Source organism: Enterobacter cloacae complex sp. P38RS (assembly GCF_014930775.1).
Classification (GTDB): Bacteria; Pseudomonadota; Gammaproteobacteria; order Enterobacterales; family Enterobacteriaceae; genus Enterobacter; species Enterobacter bugandensis.
In genome coordinates, this window is sequence record NZ_JADBRS010000001.1 from 445526 (window position 1) to 469764 (window position 24239).

Annotated in this window: 20 protein-coding genes and 1 other RNA gene; 9 read left to right on the forward strand and 12 right to left on the reverse strand. The window is 57.9% G+C overall.

Features of this window, described 5'->3' with window-relative positions:
- The gene (locus IM303_RS02185; RefSeq protein WP_032644866.1) at positions 1–924 is read left to right on the forward strand and encodes a LysR family transcriptional regulator; all 924 of its coding nucleotides are present in this window, start codon (positions 1–3) and stop codon (positions 922–924) included.
- On the opposite strand, the gene IM303_RS02190 is transcribed toward IM303_RS02185, so the two are convergent.
- From IM303_RS02190 to IM303_RS02225, 8 genes are all read right to left on the reverse strand, one after another.
- Complete coding sequence (locus tag IM303_RS02190; protein WP_193052882.1) at positions 891–1670, reverse strand: heme ABC transporter ATP-binding protein; 780 nt, start codon at positions 1668–1670, stop codon at positions 891–893. The two genes, IM303_RS02185 and IM303_RS02190, sit on opposite strands and share 34 nt — an antisense overlap.
- Positions 1663–2655, reverse strand: a complete 993-nt coding sequence (locus tag IM303_RS02195; RefSeq protein WP_045261574.1) for an iron ABC transporter permease — start codon at positions 2653–2655, stop codon at positions 1663–1665. Before IM303_RS02195 ends, IM303_RS02190 begins: the two co-directional genes overlap by 8 nt.
- On the reverse strand, positions 2655–3476 hold the full coding sequence (locus IM303_RS02200; protein ID WP_193359542.1) for a hemin ABC transporter substrate-binding protein: 822 nt from the start codon (positions 3474–3476) through the stop codon (positions 2655–2657). Before IM303_RS02200 ends, IM303_RS02195 begins: the two co-directional genes overlap by 1 nt.
- Positions 3473–4501 (reverse strand): hemin-degrading factor, encoded by a 1029-nt coding sequence (locus IM303_RS02205; RefSeq protein ID WP_193359543.1) that lies wholly within the window; start codon positions 4499–4501, stop codon positions 3473–3475. The genes IM303_RS02200 and IM303_RS02205 overlap by 4 nt, the downstream gene beginning before the upstream one ends.
- A gap of 35 nt (positions 4502–4536) precedes the next feature.
- Complete coding sequence (locus tag IM303_RS02210) at positions 4537–6519, reverse strand: TonB-dependent hemoglobin/transferrin/lactoferrin family receptor (protein ID WP_193359544.1); 1983 nt, start codon at positions 6517–6519, stop codon at positions 4537–4539.
- A 72-nt stretch (positions 6520–6591) separates the two neighbouring features.
- Positions 6592–6780: a hemin uptake protein HemP gene (gene hemP / locus IM303_RS02215; protein ID WP_028012833.1), complete on the reverse strand. Its 189-nt coding sequence runs from the start codon at positions 6778–6780 to the stop codon at positions 6592–6594.
- A 212-nt stretch (positions 6781–6992) separates the two neighbouring features.
- Entirely contained in the window at positions 6993–8039 is a 1047-nt protein-coding gene (gene aroH, locus IM303_RS02220; RefSeq protein WP_028012834.1) for a 3-deoxy-7-phosphoheptulonate synthase AroH, read from the reverse strand.
- A 152-nt stretch (positions 8040–8191) separates the two neighbouring features.
- The gene (locus IM303_RS02225; RefSeq protein ID WP_028012835.1) at positions 8192–9025 is read right to left on the reverse strand and encodes a pyruvate, water dikinase regulatory protein; all 834 of its coding nucleotides are present in this window, start codon (positions 9023–9025) and stop codon (positions 8192–8194) included.
- A gap of 335 nt (positions 9026–9360) precedes the next feature.
- Here IM303_RS02225 and ppsA point away from each other — a divergent pair, with 335 nt between their 5' ends.
- The 3 genes from ppsA to IM303_RS02240 all read left to right on the forward strand — a co-directional run bounded on the left by ppsA (position 9361) and on the right by IM303_RS02240 (position 15753).
- Positions 9361–11739, forward strand: coding sequence for a phosphoenolpyruvate synthase (gene ppsA / locus IM303_RS02230; protein ID WP_028012836.1), 2379 nt, complete (start codon positions 9361–9363; stop codon positions 11737–11739).
- Between the two features lie 234 nt (positions 11740–11973).
- On the forward strand, positions 11974–13374 hold the full coding sequence (locus IM303_RS02235) for an MFS transporter (RefSeq protein WP_045261569.1): 1401 nt from the start codon (positions 11974–11976) through the stop codon (positions 13372–13374).
- A 3-nt stretch (positions 13375–13377) separates the two neighbouring features.
- The gene (locus IM303_RS02240) at positions 13378–15753 is read left to right on the forward strand and encodes a glycoside hydrolase family 3 N-terminal domain-containing protein (RefSeq protein ID WP_193359545.1); all 2376 of its coding nucleotides are present in this window, start codon (positions 13378–13380) and stop codon (positions 15751–15753) included.
- A 5-nt stretch (positions 15754–15758) separates the two neighbouring features.
- Here IM303_RS02240 and rprA read toward each other — a convergent pair.
- Both rprA and ydiK read right to left on the reverse strand, forming a co-directional pair.
- Positions 15759–15866: antisense sRNA RprA (gene rprA, locus IM303_RS02245), an RNA gene on the reverse strand.
- Between the two features lie 209 nt (positions 15867–16075).
- Positions 16076–17191: an AI-2E family transporter YdiK gene (ydiK, locus tag IM303_RS02250; protein WP_041910407.1), complete on the reverse strand. Its 1116-nt coding sequence runs from the start codon at positions 17189–17191 to the stop codon at positions 16076–16078.
- 198 nt (positions 17192–17389) lie between these two features.
- On the opposite strand from ydiK, the gene IM303_RS02255 reads away from it, so the two are divergent.
- The 3 genes from IM303_RS02255 to IM303_RS02265 all read left to right on the forward strand — a co-directional run bounded on the left by IM303_RS02255 (position 17390) and on the right by IM303_RS02265 (position 21133).
- On the forward strand, positions 17390–20446 hold the full coding sequence (locus IM303_RS02255; protein ID WP_193359546.1) for an FAD-binding and (Fe-S)-binding domain-containing protein: 3057 nt from the start codon (positions 17390–17392) through the stop codon (positions 20444–20446).
- Positions 20443–20853: a 1,4-dihydroxy-2-naphthoyl-CoA hydrolase gene (gene menI, locus IM303_RS02260; RefSeq protein ID WP_028012841.1), complete on the forward strand. Its 411-nt coding sequence runs from the start codon at positions 20443–20445 to the stop codon at positions 20851–20853. Before IM303_RS02255 ends, menI begins: the two co-directional genes overlap by 4 nt.
- A gap of 85 nt (positions 20854–20938) precedes the next feature.
- Positions 20939–21133, forward strand: a complete 195-nt coding sequence (locus IM303_RS02265; RefSeq protein ID WP_003857766.1) for a YdiH family protein — start codon at positions 20939–20941, stop codon at positions 21131–21133.
- A 50-nt stretch (positions 21134–21183) separates the two neighbouring features.
- Here IM303_RS02265 and IM303_RS02270 read toward each other — a convergent pair whose 3' ends face one another.
- Positions 21184–21813: a helix-turn-helix domain-containing protein gene (locus IM303_RS02270; RefSeq protein ID WP_045261565.1), complete on the reverse strand. Its 630-nt coding sequence runs from the start codon at positions 21811–21813 to the stop codon at positions 21184–21186.
- A gap of 77 nt (positions 21814–21890) precedes the next feature.
- The gene (locus IM303_RS02275; RefSeq protein WP_049000776.1) at positions 21891–22550 is read right to left on the reverse strand and encodes a winged helix-turn-helix transcriptional regulator; all 660 of its coding nucleotides are present in this window, start codon (positions 22548–22550) and stop codon (positions 21891–21893) included.
- Between the two features lie 423 nt (positions 22551–22973).
- Here IM303_RS02275 and IM303_RS02280 point away from each other — a divergent pair, with 423 nt between their 5' ends.
- Both IM303_RS02280 and IM303_RS02285 read left to right on the forward strand, forming a co-directional pair.
- Positions 22974–23504, forward strand: coding sequence for a fimbrial protein (locus IM303_RS02280; RefSeq protein ID WP_028012844.1), 531 nt, complete (start codon positions 22974–22976; stop codon positions 23502–23504).
- A 57-nt stretch (positions 23505–23561) separates the two neighbouring features.
- Positions 23562–24239 (forward strand): molecular chaperone, encoded by a 678-nt coding sequence (locus tag IM303_RS02285; protein ID WP_192986006.1) that lies wholly within the window; start codon positions 23562–23564, stop codon positions 24237–24239.

Sequence of the window (24239 nt, forward strand, 5' to 3'; positions counted from 1 at the left end):
ATGAGAATGAGTGTCAAACAGTTACGCGCGTTTTTAGCGGTAGCTCACACTCTCAATTTCGCGCACGCCAGCGAACGCTTAAATCTCTCCCAGCCGGCCCTGAGCCTGACGATTAAGAGTCTGGAAGACGCGCTCGGCGGCCCGCTGCTGCAGCGGAGCACGCGCAAGGTTGCCCTCACACAGGAAGGGGAGACGTTTCTGCCGATGGCGCGGCAACTGCTTGCCGACTGGGATAATGTGGAGGAGGCGATGCACCAGTGCTTTACCCTGCAGCGCGGCAAAATCTCGGTCGCGGCGATGCCGTCATTTGCCGCCAACGTTTTACCGGAGGTGCTCAAGGCGTTTCGCGATCGCCACGCCGGGATCAACGTCACCGTGCATGACGTCATTAACGAGCAGGTGATTGAGATGGTGCGGGAAGGGCGGGTTGAGATGGGGATCGCCTTTGAGCCGGCCCCCACGCACAACCTGCTGTTTACACCGCTGGGGCTCGACAGGTTTGTCGCCATTGTGCCGAAGGACTCCGCGCTCGCGGGCAAAAAGCGGCTGGCCTGGGAAGAGCTACTGACGCTGGATTTTATTACCCTGCAGCGCCCATCGGCGGTACGTCTGATGATGGAGGAGGAGCTGGCCCGAAGCGGCAGAAAGCTGGACGTGGCGCTGGAGAGTCATCAGCTGGTGACGGTAGGTCGCATGGTCGCCAGCGGGCTGGGCGGCAGTGCCGTACCGGCGCTCTGCGAAGCGCAGATGACGGCGCTGGGCGCGGTCTGTATACCGCTGGATAATCCGCCCATTGAAAAGTGCATCGGAGCAATCCATCCGGGGCACACGCAGCTCTCTAAAGCGGCGCATGCCCTGCTGGAAACGCTGAAGGATTTTTACCAGCCCGCTCACGGGGCGAGAAATACCTGCGGTACGGGGTGATCCGGATGGCTGCCGACGCGCACCTGCGCGCCGTACCAGCGCGCCAGCGTCCCGGCCTGCAGCACGTCCTCCGGTGTGCCACTGGAGACCAGCCTGCCGTTGTGCAACAGCAGAATGCGATCCGCCCACAGCGCCGCCAGATTGAGATCGTGCAGCACCACGCACACGTGGAGATGACCCCGACGGGTCAGGGATTTCATTAGGCGCAGCAGATGCTGCTGGTGGTAGAGATCCAGCGCGGAGGTGGGCTCATCAAGAAACAGCCAGCCGCGCGGGGCTCCGTCGCACCAGAGCTGGGCCAGCGCGCGGGCGAGCTGGATCCGCTGCTGCTCGCCGCCGGAGAGCGTCGAATAACGTCTGCCCGCCAGCGGTAAACAGCCCGTTATCGCCATCACTTCCTCAACTACCGACGCTTCAGGGGAGCGAGTCCAGGGCGCGCGTCCCATACCGACCACAGCGTCCACCGGCCAGTCGAATCCGAGCTGAGTATTCTGGCGCATCACCGCCCGGTAGCGCGCGAGGGTATCCGGCGGCCAGTCCGCAAGCGGCGTTCCGGCCAGAGTGCAGCGTCCACTTGCGGGCTTGAGATAGCCGGTAAGCAGCCGCAATAACGTCGATTTCCCGGCACCGTTGGGGCCAATCAGGGCGACCAGCTCACCCTGAGAGAGGGTAAGCGACACATCGTCTATCAGCGTCCGCTGCCCGGCGTGAAAGAAAATCTTCTCTGCACAATAGCGTTCAGCCATGCGTACCTCCGCGACGAAAGATAAGCCACAGGAACCACGGCGCGCCGAGAAGGCTGGTCAATAACCCGACGGGCATCTCCGCCGGAGAGACCAGGGTGCGCGCCAGCGTGTCGGCAACCAGCAGCAGCAGCGCACCGGCCAGCACCGAGCCGGGTACGACGGCCCGGTGGTCGGCCCCCAGCCACATGCGCATCAGGTGCGGCACCACAAGGCCAATAAAGCCGATCACGCCGCTGACGGCTACCGCCGCGGCAACCAGCAGGGCGCTGCACAGCAGCAGGATCCGCTGTACCATCGCGACATCCACCCCGAGATAGTGCGCCTCTTCATCGCCCAGCTGCAGCAGGTTGAGCGGGGCGGCCAGCCGCCAGATAATCAGCACTGCGGGCACCATCAGCGACGTTACCGCCAGCAGGGTGGACCACTGCGCCTGCCCGAGGCTGCCCATTCCCCAGAGAGAAAGCTGGCGAAGCTGGGCATCGTTGCTGAGCCATGAGAGCACCCCGACGGCAGCGCCGCACAGGGCGTTGATGGCGATCCCCACCAGCAGCAGGCGGGACAGGGAGCCGTGACGCTGCTGGCTGAGCAGGAAGATAATGACGGTTGCGGCCAGCGCGCCGAGGAACGCCGCGAGCATCGGGGCATACAGCATCAGCAGGGCAGGTAACGCGGCGGGAATGACCACCCACAGCGCCACCGCCAGCGCCGCGCCGCTGCTGATCCCCAGCAGACCCGGGTCTGCCAGCGGGTTGCGGAACAGCCCCTGCATCACACAGCCGGCCAGCGCCAGCGCTCCGCCAATCACCAGCGCCAGCAGTACGCGGGGCAGGCGAATGGTAAGCCAGATCTGACGCATGGCCTCATCGCTGCCGCTCCACAGCAGGCTGACCGGCAGGTGCAGTGCCCCAAACCCGGTCGCGGTGAGCGTCATGATGCTCAGGATCGCGGCCAGCATCCACAACGACAAGGCAATCCGCCGGGACATCAGGGCAGTTGCTCCGCTTTGGCGCGCAGCTGCTGGATGGCATCCGGCGTTCGCACGCTGAAGCCCAGCAGCGCCATATCATCAATCGCCAGCATCTGCCTGTTCCGTCCCGCCGGGGTTTGCGCCAGACCGGGCAGCTTCCACAGGTTTTCTTCGCCGCCCAGCGCTTTCACGCCGTCCTGCGAAATCACCACCAGATCGGGCTGGCTGGCAATGACCCCTTCCTGAGACAGCGGCTGATAGCGGGTGAATCCCTGCATCGCGTTCTGCAGCCCGGCTGCACGGATGGCAGCGTCTGCGCCGGTCTGCTGCCCGGCGGCCATTGCGGTCATTCCCCCGTGGTTGAGGATAAACAGCACCCGCTTGTTGAGGGGCGCGGAGGGCAGGGCCGCCAGCGCCTGACGCAGCGTGTGGCGCAGGGCTTCCCCCTCGGCTTCATGGTGCGTAGCGTTGGCAATCACCCGAACCTTTTCGTCAATGACGCTCAGGTCGTTGCGGCCGGGAACGGTTACTACCCTGACGTGACTTTGTTCGACCTGCTTCAACGCCAGAGACGGCTGCGCCTGGTCGCTGGCCAGCACCAGCGTGGGGCGCATGGACAAAATGCCTTCGGCGTTAAGCTGGCGTAAATATCCCACGTCAGGCAGATCGTTTGCCGCCTGCGGCCACTGGCTGGTGCTGTCGCGCGCGACCAGCGAAGACTGCGCGCCAAGCGCGTAGACAATCTCCGTCACGTCGCCGCCAAGGGCGACAATTTTCTCCTGCGCGGCGGCAAACGCCACCAGAGGCAGGGCGCTCAGCAGGGCTAACCACGTTTTCATGCGGCCAGCCCTTTTGGCGTCAGGGCGTCAATCTGGCTGCGCCACTGGTTCTGCTCCGGCTCACCTTCGGTACGCTGGCCGTAAAGCTGGGCGATTTGCGTCCCGTCGGCGGCAAACAGCTCCAGGCTGGTGACGTGGCCGCCAGCCGTGGGCTTGCGCGTCACCCAGCTCTCTGCGATCGTCTCCTCCAGCAGATGCAGGGTAAAGGCAGGGTTAAAGACGTTCAGCCAGCCTTTCATCGGCACGACTTTTTCCACCGCGCCGGTGAAGATCTGCACGCAGCCGCGGTTGCCGACGAAGACCATGATTTCGTTGCCGTCCCGGCGTGCCGCTTCCAGCAGCTGTGCCAGCGCGCTGTTCTCCACCTTACAGGCCAGGTCGTCGCCCACCAGGCGAAACGCCTGCTGACGGCTGAGATTGTGGCGCTTGAGCAGGCTGAAGAACTGATGCACGTCGGTCATGGCGCGCCACTCCTTGTCCACGAGAGCGGCATCCGCGTTTTCGGCGTGAGCCGGGACATCCCCAGCGCTCAGCTCAAGCGGCGGGTTATCGGCAAAGATAAAGCGGGTCAGCACGTCGCCCCAGGCGGCGAGGTCGGTGTTGTCCGTGGTGTAGACCTTCAGCACCGCATCGCCCTGACGATCGAAGAACTGAATGCTCTGTCGCTCGCCGCGGGCGGTGGTTTCGCTGAGGTGAAACGCGCTCGCCCACTGGTTGAGGAACAGGCGCAGATCCAGCGCGCGCGGGTTCAGCACCAGCCCGGCGTGGCCGTTCAGGTGCTGGTTGGTGAAGCTGCCCACCTGCTCGTGAACGGCATACTCGTTGCGGCAGATGCACTTGGTTTCACCCACGGCTTCCAGCGCGCCCAGAATATCGCGGATTTCGCCGCGCAGTCGCCAGGCGTCATGGCCCACGCGGGAAAAGGTCAGCTCCGCTTCGCTGATGTTCATTAACCCTGCGATGTCTCGCGCATACTTACCCGGATTTTCTTCTTTTAGCTCAAGCCAGCGTGCGTAGTGATGCATTGTCTTATCCTTCTGAAGAGTGGCCCCGAAGGGAATTACCACTGATAGCTTACGAAAATCTTGCCGTTACGACCGTCCTGCGGAATACCCTGCGGAGACCAGTACTCCTTATCGAAGGCGTTGCCGAGCACCAGCGTGGTGGTGACGCCCTTGAGCTGCTCCCGGCCCTTATAGCTGACGTAGAAATCGTTAACCGCATAGCCCGGCTGCTTGCTGTAGCTGCTGCTGACGTGGGTTGAGCGATCGGCAAAGGTGCCGATCCAGCCCACGGAGAAACCGCTTTGCGCCACCGGAACGTCCAGCTTGCTGGTGACGGTGTCCGGGTTGATGCTGGAGATGTACTCCCCGGTATCGGTATCTTTCCCGCGGGTGCGGTTATAGGCCACGTCGAGGCTAAACAGATCGGCCGAGTATTTTGCCATCATGTCCCAGCCCCAGATTTTGGCGTCGGGTACGTTGTACGACATGGTGGTCGCGGCGGCAAAATCGACGGTTGTGGAGATATAGTCTTTGGCTTTGGTATCGAAATAGCTGGCTTTAAACTCCAGCGCATCGTTGGCAAGCATCAGATCGTCAAAGCGCAGGCCAAAACCAAACTCCTGCGTTTCGTTGGTTTCCGGGCGCAGGTTCGGGTTCGGCACCCAGTAGTTGGTGTAGAAGCGGCCAATGGAGAAGTGTTTGGCGTCGTTGTACATTTCGCCCATGGTCGGCGCGCGGAACGCCTGCGCGTAAGAGCCAAACAGCATCAGCCAGTCGGTGGGGCTGACGGTTAACCCGGCGCGGGAGGACCATTTATCGGCGTTGACGTCATCGTAGCCATTGCTGCTGCCGCGGTAGTTGTCATACCGCGTGCCGCCCAGCAAGGTGATCGGCAGATCGCGCAGGGTGATTTCATCCTGCAGCCAGCCGGAGCTGAAGTCGATTTTCGCCTCCGGGAAGCCGGTCGTGGCCCCGCCCGGACGCTGCTCCTGACGATAATATTCTCCGCCGTAGGTCAGCAGGTGAGAGGCAAAAGAGTCGCTGAACAGGCGGGTACGGTTTTCCACCTTGCCGCCTTTGGTGGTCTGCTTGCGGAACTCGCCGGTGCTGTCGATGTTCTGGGCATTAATGCGCGCTTCGGACCAGTAAACCTTCGCATCGGCGTTCAGCCAGTCGTATCCTTCCGGCGCAATGTGGTAGCCAACCTGCGCATCGCGCTGGATGGTGGAGCGGTCGGTCATCGGGTTGCTGCTATTGGCATCAGAGGTTTGCGGGTTTTTCGGCTCCTGCGCGGCATTGTTGTAGTAGCGCAGGGCGCCGCTCAGGGTCTGGGCCTGGTCGATTTTCCAGCTGCCTTTCGCCAGCATGTTATTGATGGATTCGTCGTTCGGCGCCGTCGCACCGTCGCTCTGGCGGATATCGCCGCGGTCGCGGCTGGACCACGATACCAGGCCGTCCAGGGTATCGGTACGGCCATAGGCGCTGGCCCCCAGGCCGAGGCTGTGGTCCCCCGTTGCGCCGGTACCAAACACGCGATAACCGCTGTTTTTGCCCGGTTCCAGCAGATCTTTGGCGTCAACGGTGTCATAGGAGATGACGCCACCCAGCGCGCCGCTGCCGTAGAGCAGCGCAGACGGACCGCGCACCACTTCAATACGTTTAATCAGCGCCGGATCGAGGAACGTGCTGTTGAGGTGCCCGGTGTCGGTACCCTGGCGCACGCCGTCGACCAGCACCAGAACGCCGCGGCGGTCATAGCCGCGCAGGTTAACGTCCTGACCGTTGGTGCGGCCGGTGCCGTCCAGCGTCAGACCGGGCACGTTGCGCAGCAGGTCGGCGGCAGAGCTGGCGGTCTGTTTTTCCGGGGCGGTGGCGTCAACCACGCTCACCATCATCGGGGCTTCGAAGGCGCTACGGGCGTTGCCTGTGGCGGTGACGGTTATTTCATCTGCGGCAGCAAACGCGGCGCCAGGCAGGGTGCTGACAATCGCCAGCGCCAGAAGGGACGGGCGTAAACGTTCGGTATGCAGGTGTAGCATAGCAACTCTCCATAAAGTATCGAAAGCGCTGGCTGCCTGGGGATCACCTGGGTGGCTGGCGAAAGTTTTGGTTTATTTTGTGAGGATCAGTTTTCCGGCATTCGTCTGGCGCAGCAGATACTGCTGGCCGTCATGCTCAATAATCACCCGGCCTTCCTCACCCAACAGGCTTTTGCTGTCGATGCGGCGATCGGTGGAAGCAGGGGATGGCGCTGTGTGTGTTTTTACTGGCGTTGCCGCGCTGTTATCGGTCGGTGACATAATGTTTATAAATAACAATCAATGTAACAATGATAATCATTATCAATAAACTGCAAATTCACGGCAAGCGTTTTTGTGAAAATTGTGTGACGGGATCAAATTCAGGGGAAGGAGATGCGGCCTGATGCCCTCACCCCAACCCTCTCCCACCGGGAGAGGAAGAAGGGCGCGAACCGTAGGTCGGGTAAGCGCAGCGCCACCCGACAATAACATCAGAAGCGAGAATCAACCGCAGCTGCCAGCTTCTCCAGCAGCAGCTCGCTGTCTTCCCAGCTCAGGCACGGGTCGGTGATCGACTGGCCGTATACCATCTGCTGGCCGGCAACGATTTTCTGCGTGCCTTCTTTGATAAAGCTTTCGGCCATGATCCCGGCAACGGCGGTCGAGCCGCTGCGGATCTGCTGACAGACCTCATCGCAGACGTCCAGCTGGCGGCGATGCTGCTTCTGGCAGTTGCCGTGGCTGAAATCCACCACCAGATGTTCCGGCAGGTCGAATTCGGCCAGCGTTTCACAGGCGGCAGCGATGTCTTGTGCATGGTAATTAGGCTTCTTCCCGCCGCGCATAATGATATGCCCATACGGGTTACCGCTGGTCTGGTAGATGGTCATATGGCCGTTCTTGTCCGGCGACAGGAACATATGGCTGGCACGCGAGGCGCGGATCGCATCGACCGCAATCCGGGTGTTGCCGTCGGTCCCGTTTTTGAAGCCGACCGGACAGGAGAGGGCTGAGGCCATCTCGCGGTGGATTTGGCTTTCGGTAGTGCGCGCGCCAATCGCGCCCCAGCTGATCAGATCGGCGATAAACTGCCCGGTCACCATGTCGAGAAACTCGGTGGCCGTCGGCACGCCCAGCTCGTTGACCTGCAACAGCAGCTTGCGCGCCAGCTCGATGCCGTGGTTTACGCGATAGCTGCCGTTAAGGTCAGGGTCGGAAATCAGCCCTTTCCAGCCCACCACGGTACGCGGTTTTTCAAAGTAGGTGCGCATCACAATCTCAAGGCGATGCTGGTATTTTTCCCGCAGCCCCTGAAGCCGTTTTGCATAATCCATCGCTGCATCCAGATCGTGGATGGAGCAGGGCCCAATCACCACCAGAAGACGCTTGTCTTCACCATTGAGGATTTTTTCAATGCGGCGGCGGGAGGCCGTCACATGTTCCGCGACCGCGGCGGAAACGGGGTGCCGCTCGGCCAGTTCAGCCGGGGTGACCAGACTGTCTATGCGCGCCGTGCGGAGTTCATCGGTTTTATTCATGACTTGTCTCAGAAAATTTTTGCTTCATCGGCAGACTACCGGGAAGTGATGGGCATCACATTAAACCAATCCCTGCTGATTTCAAGTTCGGGGCGACACCGCCCCGCTGTTGAAAAGGATGATACATGAATCTGAGCTAATGTACTAGCTTGTTAGTACATGCGGCGGTTAAGCCCCATGATGTCGAGAATTTTGGTGGCAATTTCTTCTACCGAATAGTTCGTGCTGTTCAGCCACGGGATCTGGTTTTTGCGGTACAGCGCTTCCACTTCGGAAACCTCCATGCGGCACTGGCGCATCGAGGCGTAGCGGCTGTTCTCGCGGCGCTCTTCGCGGATCGCCGCGAGACGTTCCGGGTTAATCGTCAGGCCAAACAGCTTGTGCTGCAGCGGCTTGAGCGCAGCGGGCAGCACCAGGTTATCCATATCGTCGGCAATAAAGGGGTAGTTTGCGGCGCGGATGCCGAACTGCATCGCCAGATAGAGGCTGGTCGGCGTTTTGCCGCAGCGCGACACGCCGAGCAAAATCACCTGCGCCTGGTCGAGGTTGCGCAGCGAGATCCCGTCGTCGTGCGCCAGGGTGTAGTCGATGGCGGCAATACGCGCGTCATATTTGGTCAGGTTGCCGGGGTTCAGCCCGTGGGTGCGGTGCGCGATAGGCGTCGGGTCAAGCTTCAGTTCGCTCTGGAGCGGGGCCACCAGCGCCTGCACGATATCCTGGCAAAAGCCTTCACTTTGCAGAATGATGTGGCGAATCTCTGGAATAACGATGGAGTAGAACACCAGCGGGCGCACGCCGGTCTGCTGGAAGATGGCGTCAATCTGGTCTTTCACCGCTTTGGCACGGCTCTCATTTTCCACAAACGGCAGCGTGATGCTGTTAATCGAAACGGGGAATTGCGACATCACCGCGTGGCCCAGCACCTCGGCGGTGATCGCCGTACCATCAGAAATATAAAAAACGTGACGATCGACAGCATTATCCATTTTACCCACCCTGAATATCATACCTAATTGTCTGAAAGCATAAATTAAAAAAGTTAATTGCACAGCAAAGAAGTTATCTGAATTTAAAATGAAATGATGTTTTTGATTTTCCTGAAAAGCGGATTTCATTTTTCAAATAGCGACTTTATTTTTGTGGTTTCTGGCTGAATATAGAGGAATCATCAGCTTATTGACTGGTGGGAAACTATCCGAAAAGTTGAAAATTTAAATTGCTTACACGATTCACCGTTTTTTTAGCGCAAATAATTATGCCAGTATAAATACGTAGTCAGGTGTTACTTACTCCGATCAAATATCACAAAAGGATTGTTTCGATGTCCAACAATGGCTCGTCACCGCTGGTGCTTTGGTATAACCAACTCGGCATGAATGATGTAGACAGAGTTGGGGGCAAAAATGCCTCCCTGGGTGAAATGATTACAAATCTGTCCGGTATGGGTGTCTCCGTACCAAACGGGTTTGCCACGACCGCCGACGCGTTTAACCTGTTTTTAGACCAGAGCGGTGTAAACCAGCGCATTTACGACCTGCTGGATAAAACGGATATTGATGACGTCACCGAGCTTGCCAAAGCCGGGGCGCAGATCCGCCAGTGGATCATCGACACACCTTTCCAGCCGGAACTGGAAAAAGCTATCCATGACGCGTACAACCAGCTCTCCGCTGACGACGCGCAGGCCTCCTTTGCCGTACGTTCTTCCGCGACCGCAGAAGACATGCCGGACGCGTCGTTTGCCGGACAGCAGGAAACCTTCCTGAACGTTCAGGGCTACGATGCGGTGCTGGTGGCGGTGAAGCACGTATTTGCTTCCCTGTTCAACGACCGCGCCATCTCCTATCGCGTGCACCAGGGCTATGACCATCGCGGCGTGGCGCTCTCCGCGGGCGTGCAGCGCATGGTGCGCTCGGACGTGGGTTCCTCCGGCGTGATGTTCTCCATTGATACCGAATCCGGCTTCGACCAGGTGGTGTTCATCACCTCCGCGTGGGGCCTGGGTGAGATGGTCGTGCAGGGCGCGGTGAACCCTGACGAATTCTACGTACACAAGCCTACGCTTGCCGCGGGCCGTCCGGCGGTGGTGCGCCGCACCATGGGCTCGAAAAAAATCCGCATGATTTATGCCCCAACCCAGGAGCATGGCAAGCAGGTTAAGATTGAAGATGTGCCGCAGGAGCAGCGCGACCGCTTCTCCCTGACCGACGCCGAAGTGCAGGAGCTGGCGAAGCAGGCGGTGCAGATTGAGAAACACTATGGCCGTCCGATGGATATCGAATGGGCGAAAGACGGGAACACCGGCAAGCTGTTTATCGTTCAGGCGCGCCCGGAAACCGTTCGCTCTCGCGGCCAGGTGATGGAGCGTTATACGCTGCACGCGCAGGGTAAAATCGTGGCGGAAGGCCGCGCCATCGGTCACCGCATCGGTGCCGGTCCGGTCAAAGTGATCCACGACATCAGCGAGATGAACCGTATTGAGCCAGGCGACGTGCTGGTGACCGACATGACCGACCCGGACTGGGAACCGATCATGAAGAAAGCGTCGGCCATCGTCACCAACCGCGGCGGCCGTACCTGCCACGCGGCGATCATTGCCCGCGAGCTGGGGATCCCGGCGGTTGTCGGCTGCGGTGACGCCACCGAGCGCATGAAGGACGGGCAGAACGTGACCGTCTCCTGTGCCGAAGGCGACACCGGCTACGTCTACGCCGATATCCTTGACTTCAGCGTGAAGAGCTCCAGCGTGGATACCATGCCGGATCTGCCGCTGAAGATCATGATGAACGTGGGTAACCCGGACCGCGCGTTTGACTTCGCCTGTCTGCCGAACGAAGGCGTTGGTCTGGCGCGTCTGGAATTCATCATTAACCGCATGATCGGCGTTCACCCGCGCGCGCTGCTGGAGTTTGACGACCAGGACGCGAAGCTGCAGAACGAAATCCGCGAGATGATGAAAGGTTACGACTCGCCGAAAGAGTTTTACGTCGGCCGTCTGACCGAAGGGATCGCCACGCTGGGTGCAGCGTTCTACCCGAAACGCGTGATCGTGCGTCTGTCTGACTTTAAGTCTAACGAATACGCTAACCTTGTGGGCGGCGAACGCTACGAGCCGGAAGAAGAGAACCCGATGCTGGGCTTCCGCGGGGCCGGACGCTACGTGTCCGACAGCTTCCGCGACTGCTTCGCGCTGGAGTGCGAGGCGGTGAAACGCGTGCGCAACGACATGGGGCTGACCAACGTCGAAATCATGATCCCGTTCGTTCGTACCGTGGATCAGGCGAAAGCGGTGGTGGACGAGCTGGCGCGTCAGGGCCTGAAGCGCGGCGAAAACGGGCTGAAGATCATCATGATGTGTGAGATCCCGTCCAACGCCCTGCTGGCCGAGCAGTTCCTGGAGCACTTCGACGGCTTCTCTATCGGCTCGAACGACATGACTCAGCTGACGCTGGGCCTGGACCGCGACTCCGGCGTGGTTTCCGAGCTGTTCGACGAGCGTAACGAGGCGGTGAAAGCGCTGCTTTCCATGTCCATCCGCGCGGCGAAGAAGCAGGGTAAATACGTCGGGATTTGCGGTCAGGGACCATCCGACCATGAAGACTTTGCCGCCTGGCTGATGGAAGAGGGGATTGACAGCCTCTCCCTGAACCCGGACACGGTAGTGCAAACCTGGCTGAGCCTGGCGGAACTGAACAAGTAACGGCAACACGATCGCAAAAAGGCGAGGATTTTATTCCTCGCCTTTTTTATTTCACCTCTAATTTGCTCCCCATCACAAATAATCTAAAAAACCAAATATCATAATTTGTCTGTTAATTAAGACAATTGTTAGTGCGCAACGCGTTGCTAATACTTGAGCCTTACTGCGCATTTCCCTTTAGATGATGCGCAACTGGTTGAAATACGTTTTAACCTGATAAAAAGGCAAATAACAATGACACTCTCCTCTGTATTGCGTACCAAAGATAAAATAGGTTATGGCTTAGGTGATATGGCCAGCGCGCTGGTCTGGCAAACGGCCACATTATTTCTTGCTTATTTCTATACCGACGTTTTTGGTTTGCCTGCCGCGATCATGGGTACCATGTTTTTAGTGGTGCGCGTGGTTGATGCGTTTGTCGACCCGTGTATTGGCGCGCTGGTTGACCGCACGCAGACGCGTCACGGCCGTTTCCGGCCCTGGCTGCTGTGGTTTGCTATTCCCTTTGGCGTAAGCTGCCTTATTACCTTCTACGTACCGGACGTCGGGCCGACGGCAAAAATTGTTTATGCCTGCGCGACCTACGCGATTTTAAGTCTGATTTACTCCGCCATTAACGTGCCTTACTGCGCCATGCCGGGCGCGCTGACGCTGGATCCGCGCGAGCGTCACTCCCTGCAGTCCTGGCGTTTTGGCCTGTCATTTATTGGCGGGTTGATCGTAACGGTTATCGCTCTGCCGCTGGTCTCATTGTTGGGCCAGGGCAACGTGCAGAAAGGCTATTTCTTTGCCATGAGCCTGATGGGGCTGCTGGGAATTGTGCTGTTCTTTTGCTGTTTCCTGATGACCCGCGAGCGTTATTCCCCGCGCAATGATACCTCCGGCTCCATGCTCACCGATTTAAAACTGCTGGCCGGTAACAGCCAGTGGCGCATTGTGTTTGTGTTTAATATTTTGCTGTTAACGGCGGTGGTGACGCGCGGCTCTGCCACCATGTATTACGTCAACTATGTACTGTTGCGCCCGGAGCTGGTTTTTGCCTTTATTGTTTCTGGCATGGTGGCCTCGTTAAGCGGCGCGTTATTATCTGAACGCCTGCTGGGGAAATTTGACCGCGTACGCGCCTATCAGTGGACGATAATGTCCTTCGTCATTTTCGGCGCGCTGATTTTCTTCCTGCCGCCTTCGCAGGTGTGGCTAATCTTTGGCCTTAACATCGTCTTTAGCTTTATTCAAAACCTCACCACGCCGCTCCAGTGGACCATGTTCTCTGATGTGGTCGACTACGAAGAGCATCGTAGCGGCCGCCGTCTGGACGGGCTGGTCTTCTCTACCGCGCTGTTCGCCATCAAGTTTGGCCTTGCGCTGGGCGGGGCGGTGGTCGGCTGGGTGCTCGGCATGGTGGATTACGCCCCGGGCCAGGCAGCCCAGGCGCCGCACGTGCTCTCCACCATCAACGCCCTGTTCACCCTTATTCCGTGCGCGCTGTTCCTCTGCATGGTGGCGCTGCTTTCCATCTACAAGCTCAACAGCCGGCTGGTGGATTCCATCGCCCGGGAGCTGGCCAGCAAGCGTGAGGTAAGACCCGACGCGGGGCAGCTCAGCCCGGCAACCCCTTCCGCACTACAGGAGTAAAATATGACTGCTATCTATAAGGACGCGGGACGTCCCGTGCACGAGCGCGTCGCTGATTTACTGGCGCGCATGACCCCGGAAGAGAAGTTCGCCCAGATGCACGCCTACTGGCTGATCCTTGATGAAAACGGCAACCACCGGGAGCGCAGCGATTTGAGCGACGAATTCGCCGGCGTCAGCCAGCAGGCGGCGCTGTGCGAACGGCTAAAACTGGGCGTCGGGCAGATCACCCGTCCGCTCGGCACCCACATCGTTGACGCGAAAACTGGGGTGCGCGCGGCTAACCGCCTGCAGCGCATGATGATGGAAGAGACGCGGCTTGGCATTCCGGCGTTGTTCCACGAGGAGTGCCTGGTGGGGCTGCTGTGCAAAGACGCCACGCTGTTCCCGTCCTCGCTCAACTACGGCTCGACCTGGGACCCGGAGCTGGTGCAGCGCGCGGCAGAGCAGATCGGTAAAGAGGCGCGTTCCGTCGGTTGCCAGCAGGGGCTGGCCCCGGTGCTGGACGTTTCCCGCGACGTCCGGTGGGGGCGAACCGAAGAGACCTTCGGGGAAGATCCCTGGCTGGTGGGCGTGATGGCAACCGCCTGGGTGAAAGGGTTACAGGGCGACAAGCGCGATCTGCTGGCGACGCTCAAGCATTACGTGGGCCACTCGTTCAGCGAAGGGGCGCGCAACCACGCCCCGGTGCATCTTGGCTTTAGCGAGCTGAACGACACCTTCCTGCTGCCGTTTGAAATGGCGGTCAAGCTGGCAAATGCCGGTTCGGTCATGCCCGCCTACCACGACATCGATAACCAGCCGGGGCACAGCGACAGCCTCCTGTTGACCACCGTCCTGCGCGAACAGTGGGGCTTCGACGGCATTATTGTGGCGGACTACGGCGGAGTCAGCCTGCTGCACCAGCACCACGGGATTTCCCACGACGCAGCGGAGTCCGCCGCGCTGGCGTTTAACGCCGGGCTGGACGTTGAGCTGCCGAAAGATGACTGCGCACGCCATCTGGCGGAAGCGGTAGAGCGCGGGCTGATTTCCATGGCGAAAGTCGATGAGATCGTGGCGCGTACGCTGACCGAAAAATTCCGTCTCGGCCTGTTTGAGAACCCGTATGCCGATGAAAACGGCATCGATCTGCAAAATGAGATGACCCGCCAGGTGGCGCGGGAGGTGGCGACAAAATCGATCACGCTGCTGGAAAACAACGGCATTCTGCCGCTGAACGGTAAACCCCGCGTGGCGGTAGTAGGGCCGACGGCAGACGATCCGCTGGCGTTACTCAGCGGGTATAGCTTCCCGGTGCATCTGATCATCAGCGATATGGTTGAGGAGACCTCGCAGGTGACGACCCCGCGCGCGGCGCTGGAGCAGTACCTGGGTGCATCGAACGTGCGCTACGCGAAAGGGTGCCACATTATTGAAAAACGGATGGCGGGCGCGCCGGTCTTCCCGGGCGACAGCGGCGGCAAGCCAATGCAGCAGTCTCCGGTGTCGCAAAGTACCGCACTTATCCCCGAGGCGGTCAGCGCCGCACAGGAGAGTGACGTGGTGGTGTCCTGCGTGGGCGATCTCGCCGGGCTGTTCCAGAGCGGCACGGTAGGGGAAGGCTCCGATACTGACTCCCTGAATTTGCCGGGCGTGCAGCAACAGCTGCTGGAGGCGCTGGTGGCGACGGGCAAACCGGTGATCGTCGTGATGACCGGCGGGCGTCCGTACAACCTTCAGGGGCTGGAGGAGAAGATTGCCGCGCTGATGATGGCCTGGGCGCCGGGACAGGAAGGGGGCTGGGCGATTGCCGATGTGTTAACTGGTCGCGCGGAGCCGCAGGGCCGGCTGGTGGTCAGCGTGCCGAAAAGCGCCGGGGCGATGCCGTTCTACTATAACCACAAGCTGAAAAGCGGCGGCACGCCGTTCGCGTTCCATTTCGGTGCGCGTTACCCGTTTGGTTTCGGCCTCGGCTGGACGCAGTTTAGCTGGGGCACTGCCCGCGTCGCTGAAAGCAGCGTGCCGGTCGACGGGGAGGTGACGCTGAGCGTGGATATCACCAATACCGGCGAGCGCAGCGGCAGCGAGGTGGTGCAGGTCTACGTGCGGGACAAGGTCGCCACCCAGGTGCGGCCGCTTCAGGAGCTTAAGGCCTTCCAGCGCGTCACGCTCTCGCCGGGCGAAACCGCCACGCTCACCTTCATGCTGCCGGTTGAGATGTTCAACTTCACCCGCCGTGACGGCAAGCGCATCGTTGAGCCGGGCGAGTTTGAACTGCAGATTGGCGCATCGTCGGCGGATATCCACCAGGCGGTGACGGTCAATGTGACGGGGGAAACGCGGGTGCTGCCTGATGAGTGGCGGATGCTCAGTACCTGTGAGGTTAAGCGCGCGTAGTCAGGATAAAAAAAAGCCCATCGTGGGAGATGGGCAAAGACTACACACAGCAATTCGTTGTTTCACTCAGGGGATTTCCATGCTTATAAATCAAGGTGTTGATTTATAACCGTGAGCTAATAGTAGGCATTGTAATTTTTAGCGTCGATCAGATTCGTCTCAATAGTTAAAGAGACGTAAAGATTTCTTGAGAATAATAGCGGACTTAGTGCTGAAATGGCGGGTCTGACCAGTGTGCAACGAATAAATACTTTAGCGGTGTTAAAGTATTGTGCGGGATAATGTAGGCCGGGTAAGCGTAAGCGCCACCCGGCAGCAAGGCTTAATGGGTATTCTTTTCTTCCAGCTCTTCCAGCTCGCTCAGAATCACGTCCGGGTCGGTACCAGGCGGCGGCACTTCATGAACCCAGGCGGAGAACAGACGCCAGGTAACGGCAAGCAGCACCGGGCCAATGAACAGACCGATCATCCCGAAAGCAATTAACCCGCCGATAACCCCGGAGAGGATCAGGATCAGCGGCAGGTCTGCGCCCATGCGGATGAGGATGGGGCGAATCACGTTATCCATGGTGCCAACCACGCAGCTCCAGACCAGCAGAACCGTTCCCCACGTGGTATCACCCGTCCAGTAAAGCCAGATAATGCTCGGAACCAGTACCAGCAGCGGCCCCAGTTGCGCAAGGCAGGTCATCAGCATGACTACGGTAAAGACGGTGGCGTACGGTACGCCGGAAATCGCCAGGCCGATACCGCCCAGCACCGCCTGCACCAGCGCCGTCACCACGACGCCCAGGGCGACCGCGCGCACGGCCTGCGCGGCCAGCAGCACCGCGGCGTCACCCCGTTTTCCCGCCAGGCGGGTGGCAAAGTGACGAACGCCTAAAGCTACCTGCTCTCCGCGCCAGTAAAGCAGGGCGCTGAAGACCAGCATCAGGGTACAGTGCATCATAAAGCGGCCGATATGTGCGGCCTGACCGACAAACCAGGTGGTGGTGGTGCCAATATACGGACGCACTTTCGCCATCAGCGCGCTGCCGCCCATCTCCAGCAGGCTATGCCAGCCGCTGTAAAGTTTAGCGCCCACGACCGGAATGCTGTTCAGCCAGCCGAGGTCCGGCAGCGTCAGGTCGCCGCTTGTCACGGCGCGGATCACCGGGCCGCTGGAGTCGACAAGGCTGTTTACCAGCAGCGCAATTGGAATAATAAACAGCAGGAACAGCAGCAGCGTCATCACCAGCACGGCCAGCCCGCGGCGGCCAAACAGCAGTTTCTGCAAGCGCAGCAGCAAAGGCCACGTGGCGACGACAACGGTCGCAGCCCAGGCGAAGCCGAGAATAAAGGGTTGAACAATCCACAGACACGCAATAATCATAAGGGCCAGGAACAGCACCGACAGCAGAATTTGCGCAACATCCCTGGGCTGGCGAAGATTGACCATAAATGAAACTTTCCTTAAAAGAACGCCAGTACCACTGGCGGGAATGGAAAACCGCGTCTCTCTTATCATTAGCGATCGCAGCGGTTTTTGACAGGCGAATTCTGCCTGTAATTCAGCAGAGATTATAAGAAAAAAATGTGATAAAACTTTTAAGATACACGCAAACGATTCCCACAACTCTAATTAGGGTCGACAGTAATGATCCCACAGATTTCTCAGGCACCTGGCGTCGTTCAGCTGGTGCTTAATTTTTTGCAGGCACTGGAGCAACAGGGTTTTACAGGTGATACCGCCACGAACTATGCCGACAGGCTGACGATGGCAACCGATAACAGTATCTATCAGCTTCTTCCCGATGCGGTCGTTTTCCCTCGTTCCACGGCCGACGTGGCGCTTATCGCCCGGCTGGCAACGCAGGAGCGGTTTGCCTCTCTGGTCTTCACGCCGCGCGGCGGTGGCACCGGAACCAACGGTCAGGCGCTGAACCAGGGCATCATTATTGATATGTCGCGCTATATGAACCGCATCATTGAGATCAACCCCGAAGAGGGATGGGTGCGGGTTGAGGCGGGCGTTATCAAAGATCAGCTTAATCAGTACCTCAAGCCTTACGGCTACTTTTTTGCCCCTGAACTCTCCACCAGCAACCGAGCAACCATCGGGGGGATGATCAACACCGATGCTTCCGGGCAGGGGTCGCTGGTCTACGGTAAAACCTCCGATCACGTGCTGGGCGTGCGGGCAGTATTGTTAGGCGGCGATATCCTTGATACCCAGCCGATGCCGGTCGAACTGGCGGAAACGCTGGGTAAAGATAACACCACCAGCGGGCGCATCTACCGCACCGTGCTGGAGCGCTGCCGCGACAACCGCCAGCTTATTCTCGACAAATTCCCCAAACTGAACCGCTTCTTAACGGGCTACGACCTGCGCCACGTGTTTAACGATGACCTGACGCAGTTTGATTTAACCCGCGTGCTGACCGGCTCCGAAGGAACGCTGGCGTTTATTACCGAGGCGCGGCTGGATATCACCCGCCTGCCGAAGGTGCGTCGCCTGGTGAACGTCAAATATGACTCCTTCGACTCCGCGCTGCGCAATGCGCCGTTTATGGTGGAAGCGCAGGCGCTGTCGGTGGAAACCGTCGACTCTAAGGTGCTGAATCTGGCGCGGGAAGATATCGTCTGGCACTCCGTGCGCGAGCTGATTACCGACGTGCCGGACAAAGAGATGCTTGGCCTCAACATCGTGGAATTTGCCGGTGATGACGCGGAGCTGATTGAAAGCCAGGTGACGACGCTCTGCCAGCGCCTGGATGAGCTGATTGCTCATGGCGAAGGCGGCGTGATTGGCTGGCAGCTTTGTCACGATCTGGCCGGTATCGAGCGTATTTACGCCATGCGTAAAAAAGCCGTGGGCCTGCTTGGCAATGCGAAAGGGGCGGCGAAGCCGATTCCGTTTGCCGAAGACACCTGCGTGCCGCCCGAGCATCTGGCGGATTATATCGTGGAGTTTCGCGCCCTGCTGGACGGCCACGGCCTGAGCTACGGCATGTTCGGCCACGTGGATGCCGGGGTGCTTCACGTGCGTCCGGCGCTGGACATGTGCGACCCGCAGCAGGAGATCCTGATGAAGCAGATCTCCGACGACGTCGTGGCCTTGACCGCCAAATACGGCGGTCTGCTGTGGGGGGAGCACGGGAAAGGATTCCGCGCGGAATACAGCCCGGCGTTCTTCGGGGAGCAGCTTTACGCGGAGCTGCGCATGGTCAAAGCGGCGTTCGACCCGGATAACCGCCTCAATCCGGGGAAAATCTGCCCGCCTGAAGGGGTGGACGCGCCGATGCTCCGGGTGGATGCCGTTAAGCGCGGTACGTATGACAGACAGATCCCGATTGCGGTGCGCTCGTCCTGGCGCGGCGCGATGGAGTGTAACGGCAACGGCCTGTGCTTTAACTTTGACGTGAAAAGCCCGATGTGCCCGTCAATGAAAATCACCAGCAACCGCATTCACTCGCCGAAAGGGCGTGCGACGCTGGTGCGCGAGTGGCTGCGTCTGCTGGCGGACCGCGGCGTCGATCCCCTGAAGCTGGAGCAGGAGCTGCCGGAAAAACGGGCCAGCCTGCGCTCGCTGATTGAGCGCACCCGCAACAGCTGGCATGCCAATAAGGGCGAGTATGATTTCTCCCATGAGGTGAAAGAGGCGATGTCCGGCTGTCTGGCCTGTAAAGCCTGCTCTACCCAGTGCCCGATTAAAATCGACGTGCCGGAATTCCGCTCGCGCTTCCTGCAGCTCTACCACACCCGCTATCTGCGCCCGGTGCGCGATCATCTGGTGGCGACGGTGGAAAGCTACGCGCCGCTGATGGCGCGCGCGCCGAAGACCTTTAACTTCTTTATCAATCAGCCGCTGGTGCGCAAGCTTTCCGAAAAGCATATCGGCATGGTCGATCTGCCGTTGTTGTCGGTGCCGTCGCTGCAGCGCCAGCTCGTCGGCCACCGCTCGGCGAACATGACCCTGGAACAGCTCGAAACGCTTACTCCTGAGCAAAAAGCGAAGATGGTGCTGGTGGTCCAGGATCCGTTCACCAGCTACTACGACGCGCAGGTGGTCGCTGACTTCATCCGCCTGGTTGAAAAACTGGGCTATCAGCCGGTAGTGCTGCCGTTCTCGCCAAACGGCAAGGCGCAGCATATTAAAGGCTTCCTGAACCGCTTTGCGAAAACGGCGCAAAAAACCGCTGATTTTCTCAACCGGATCGCCGAACTTGGGATGCCGATGGTCGGCGTCGATCCGGCGCTGGTGCTTTGCTATCGCGATGAATACAAGCAGACGCTGGGTGATAAGCGCGGCGATTTCCACGTCATGCTGGTGCACGAGTGGCTGCCGGCAGCCCTGGAAGAGAAGGCCATTCAGGAGGTGGGCGGTGAACCGTGGTATCTGTTCGGACACTGTACGGAAGTGACGGCGCTGCCCGGCGCCCCGGCGCAATGGGCGTCTATTTTTGCGCGTTTCGGCGCGAAGCTGGAGAGCGTTAGCGTGGGCTGCTGCGGCATGGCGGGCACCTACGGCCACGAGGTGAAAAACCACGCCAACTCGCTCGGCATCTATGAGCTGTCGTGGCATCAGGCGATGCAGCGATTGCCAAGAAACCGCTGCCTGGCGACGGGCTACTCCTGCCGCAGCCAGGTGAAACGGGTTGAGGGTAACGGCGTACGCCACCCATTACAGGCTTTACTGGAGATAATTGGATGATCTGGAAACGTGCCGTCACGCTGCAGGCGCTAAACGCCATGGGCGAGGGGAATATGGTGGGGCTGCTGGATATCCAGTTCACCCGCATTGGGGAAGACGATCTGGAGGCGACGATGCCTGTCGATAGTCGCACCCATCAGCCGTTTGGCCTGTTGCACGGCGGGGCTTCCGTCGTGCTGGCGGAAACCCTGGGCTCCGTCGCGGGATATCTCTGCACCGAAGGCGAACAGAAGGTGGTCGGGCTTGAGGTGAATGCCAACCACATTCGCTCGGTGCGCAGTGGGCGCGTGCGCGGTATCTGCCGCGCGCTGCACGCTGGCAGCCGCCACCAGGTGTGGCAGATTGATATTCTCGACGAGCAGGACCGCCTGTGCTGCTCGTCGCGTCTGACGACGGCGGTCGTGTAAAGTTTTCAGATGAATTGCCTTTGGTCAAAAACTAGCCAGCATGTTGTGATATACTGGTCAGGATTTGTACATAAGCGAGGACATCATGGATACTGAAATAACCCCAACACAGCTGGCAATTGAATATTTACGTCGCGATAAGAGCAACCTGTCTCCGGCGCAGTACCTGAAAAAGCTGAAACAGCTTGAGCTGGAGTTCACGGATCTGCTGGCGCTCTCTTCGAATGAACTAAAAGAAGAGATCTACTTTGCCTGGCGGTTGGGCGTTCACGTCCATTGAGTGAGTGATGTTGAACAGGCCGCGAGTGCGGCCTTTTTTGTGTCTGACATTCAGTATTTAGCGGGAAGCTTGTTGATTTTAATAAGCCTGCCTTCTTCCATTTCGATAAATCCGCCGGTTTTTAAATCCGCCAGAATGCGCATCACGCCGCTGCGGGAGAGCTGGGTTTTCTCCCGAATATACCTTTCCGCCGTTACGCTGCTGCGATAACTTTCATCTTCCTCCATCAGCTTTATGAGCTGCTGGCGAATCATCTCATACGCCGTCGGTGCGCCCTGCGGCATCACGTTGTTATAAAGCCGGCTATAGACAAACATCAGTTGTCTGGAGAGCAGGCCCCATAGCCCTTTTTCTTTGATAATGTCAGCCACCTGTTCAGTAGGGATACTGCCAATCAGGCAAGGGCTTACCGTGACGAGGTAATCATTGAAATAGATGTCCGTCAGGTTAGCAAGACCAAACAGGGCAGGGCTGCGGGCGGTAGAAAGCATCATGCTATCGCTGCTGCGGTAGATGGCAATCGTCCCCTCCAGGATTAAATAACAGAGCCCCTGACCGTTAACCTCAAGGTTAAGTCGTTCACCGCGGCCCGTTCGACGCACGGTGCAATAAGGCTTCAGATGCGCGATCAGTTCCTGGGCGTAAGGGGAGCCGCGAGACGATTTATCTGTAGAGGACATAGCCGTAAACCTGGAAGATAATCTTATGCTTATAGTTTCGCTCTTCTCTCGCGCTATCTCCAGATATTATTGTGCTTTCAGTACTTCCGGGGTAAATGGTTAACTTCTATCAGCACGCCACGGTCCATGGTGATGTATTTCCCCGTACGCAGTTCTGCCAGAATCCTCATAATTCCGCTGCGGGAAAGGTAGGTACGGCTTTTAATGTAAGCCGCTGCGGTGATGTTTTGTCGAATTGCCTCAGGCTCCTGCATTAATTCAACCAGCTGAAAGCGGATGATATCGTAGGCGGACATCTGTGATATTTGCGCGCAGTGCTCGTACACCCGCGATGCCGTGTAGATCAGCAATTTAGAAAAGTGTTCCCAGAGATCGTGCTGTGCAACCACGTTGTTAAACGTTTCCAGCGGTACGCTTGCTAATTCGGATGTCTCCAGCGCCCTAACGTAAAGATGTTCCGATGAAAACTGACTGCTGACACCCAGTATAAAAGGCGCTGATTCTGAATTTAACACAATGCCGTCGCCGCGGCGGTGCAGCGCCACGCTGCCGTGTAACAGCATAAAACATTGGCGTTCGTCATTTCGGTAATATTGTACGACTTCGCTTTTCGAAAGAATGATTTTCTCTGCACCAGGAAGGACATTATCAATTATACGCTCTATGTGCCTTAAGGGTTTTAATCCCAGCACTGACGATTTCTCATTGTCTAATACGGCTGCAATTCGCGTGTTCATAATATACCTCACTTCAACAGATGCGATCGTTTTTCAATCAGCGTGGAGAATTATCTTAAAAAGCAGCGAAGCAGGGAATAATACTCGGAAGTCTAATAATAGACCGGAAGGGTTGAGTATCTTAACGTTATGAATTTTATCGTTAAAGGGCGAAAGTCTAAAAGTAGACTGGCGATAAAGTGAACGATCTAAATGTTTGTTTTTTGTTAAACTCCAGTCTACAGCTAGACCTGAAAATAGATTGTCTCGCACAAAAGAGTTGTATAAATTTTGACTCGTCGACAGAAACACCCATCTGAAACGCTCGACACGATGAGAGTGATATTTTGTTTCTGATGGCCTCTAAAAAAAGAATGGCAGAATGAGGAACGTCTGTTTTGCCTGAATATCAGTAATAAATAAAGTAATACAGGAAATGGCTTTATGAAAAAGAAAATTATTGTTGCCATGTTTGCGGCAGGCTCTGCATTGACAATGACTCAGGCTTTCGCGGCGGCAGGTACGGTTAATTTTAACGGTAATATTTTGGATAATGCCTGCGATGTGGATGTGGCATCCCAGAATCAGGTTGTGGTCCTCGGCGATTATTACAAAACGGAATTCCCGACAACGGGTTCCCGAACCGCAGCGACGCAGTTCAATATCGTACTGAAAAACTGCCCGGTGACCGTTACCTCCGCGAAGGTGCGTTTTGACGGCACGCCAGATTTAACCAACGCAAGCCTGCTGGCGATTGATTCCTCCGTTGTGGGAGCAGCAACGGGCGTGGCCATCAACCTGATGACGGCGGATAAGGCCGATCTGCCGCTGCATGGTAGCAACAGCTATACCTATGCGCTGAGCAGCACCGCTGATAATACGCTCAACTTCTATGCCCAGTATATTTCGACTGCGGCATCAGTGACCGCGGGCCCGGCTAACTCGGTTGCTAACTTCTCTGTGATTTATAACTAAGTCTTTTGCAGTAATCAGTATGGGGCCACCCGGCCCCTTTGTTTTATGAGGTATTCAATGCGTTTTATCACAACAATCGGTCTGGCCGCAGCAGCGTTACCGCTGACATTTTCAATCGCCAATGCCGGGGTCATTATTGGCGGCACCCGCGTTATTTTCGACGGTGCAAAAAAAGAAGCAACCATTAGCGTGGACAATGCCGATAGCGCGCCCTTTTTAATTCAGTCGTGGATTGATGCGCCGGAGGGAAAAACAGATAAAGCGCCTTTTATCATTACGCCTCCGCTTTATCGACTGGATGGTGGCCAGAAAAATATCGAACGCATTGTTATGACTGGTTCACTCCCTCAGGAACAAGAAAGTTTATTCTGGCTCAATATAAAAGCCATTCCTTCTGCAACGAAACAGGCTAACGCACTGCAAATTGCGGTGAAAACGCGTATCAAGTTGATTTATCGCCCGGCTAATCTTCACGCGTCAACGCCTGAAGGTCAGGCCGGAAAATTAACGTGGCAACGCAACGGGAATGAAATTCAGGTTACGAATCCGACACCTTATGTCATCAATTTTAATGAAATATCTGTGGGCGGAAAAAAGCTGGATGATGTTTCGTATGTATTACCTGGCGCGTCGGCCCGGTTCCCGTTACCTCATGGAACCAGCGGAAATACGTTGACGTTTAAAGTTATCAACGATTATGGAAGCCCCGGCGCGTTGCATCAAGCCAGTTTGTGA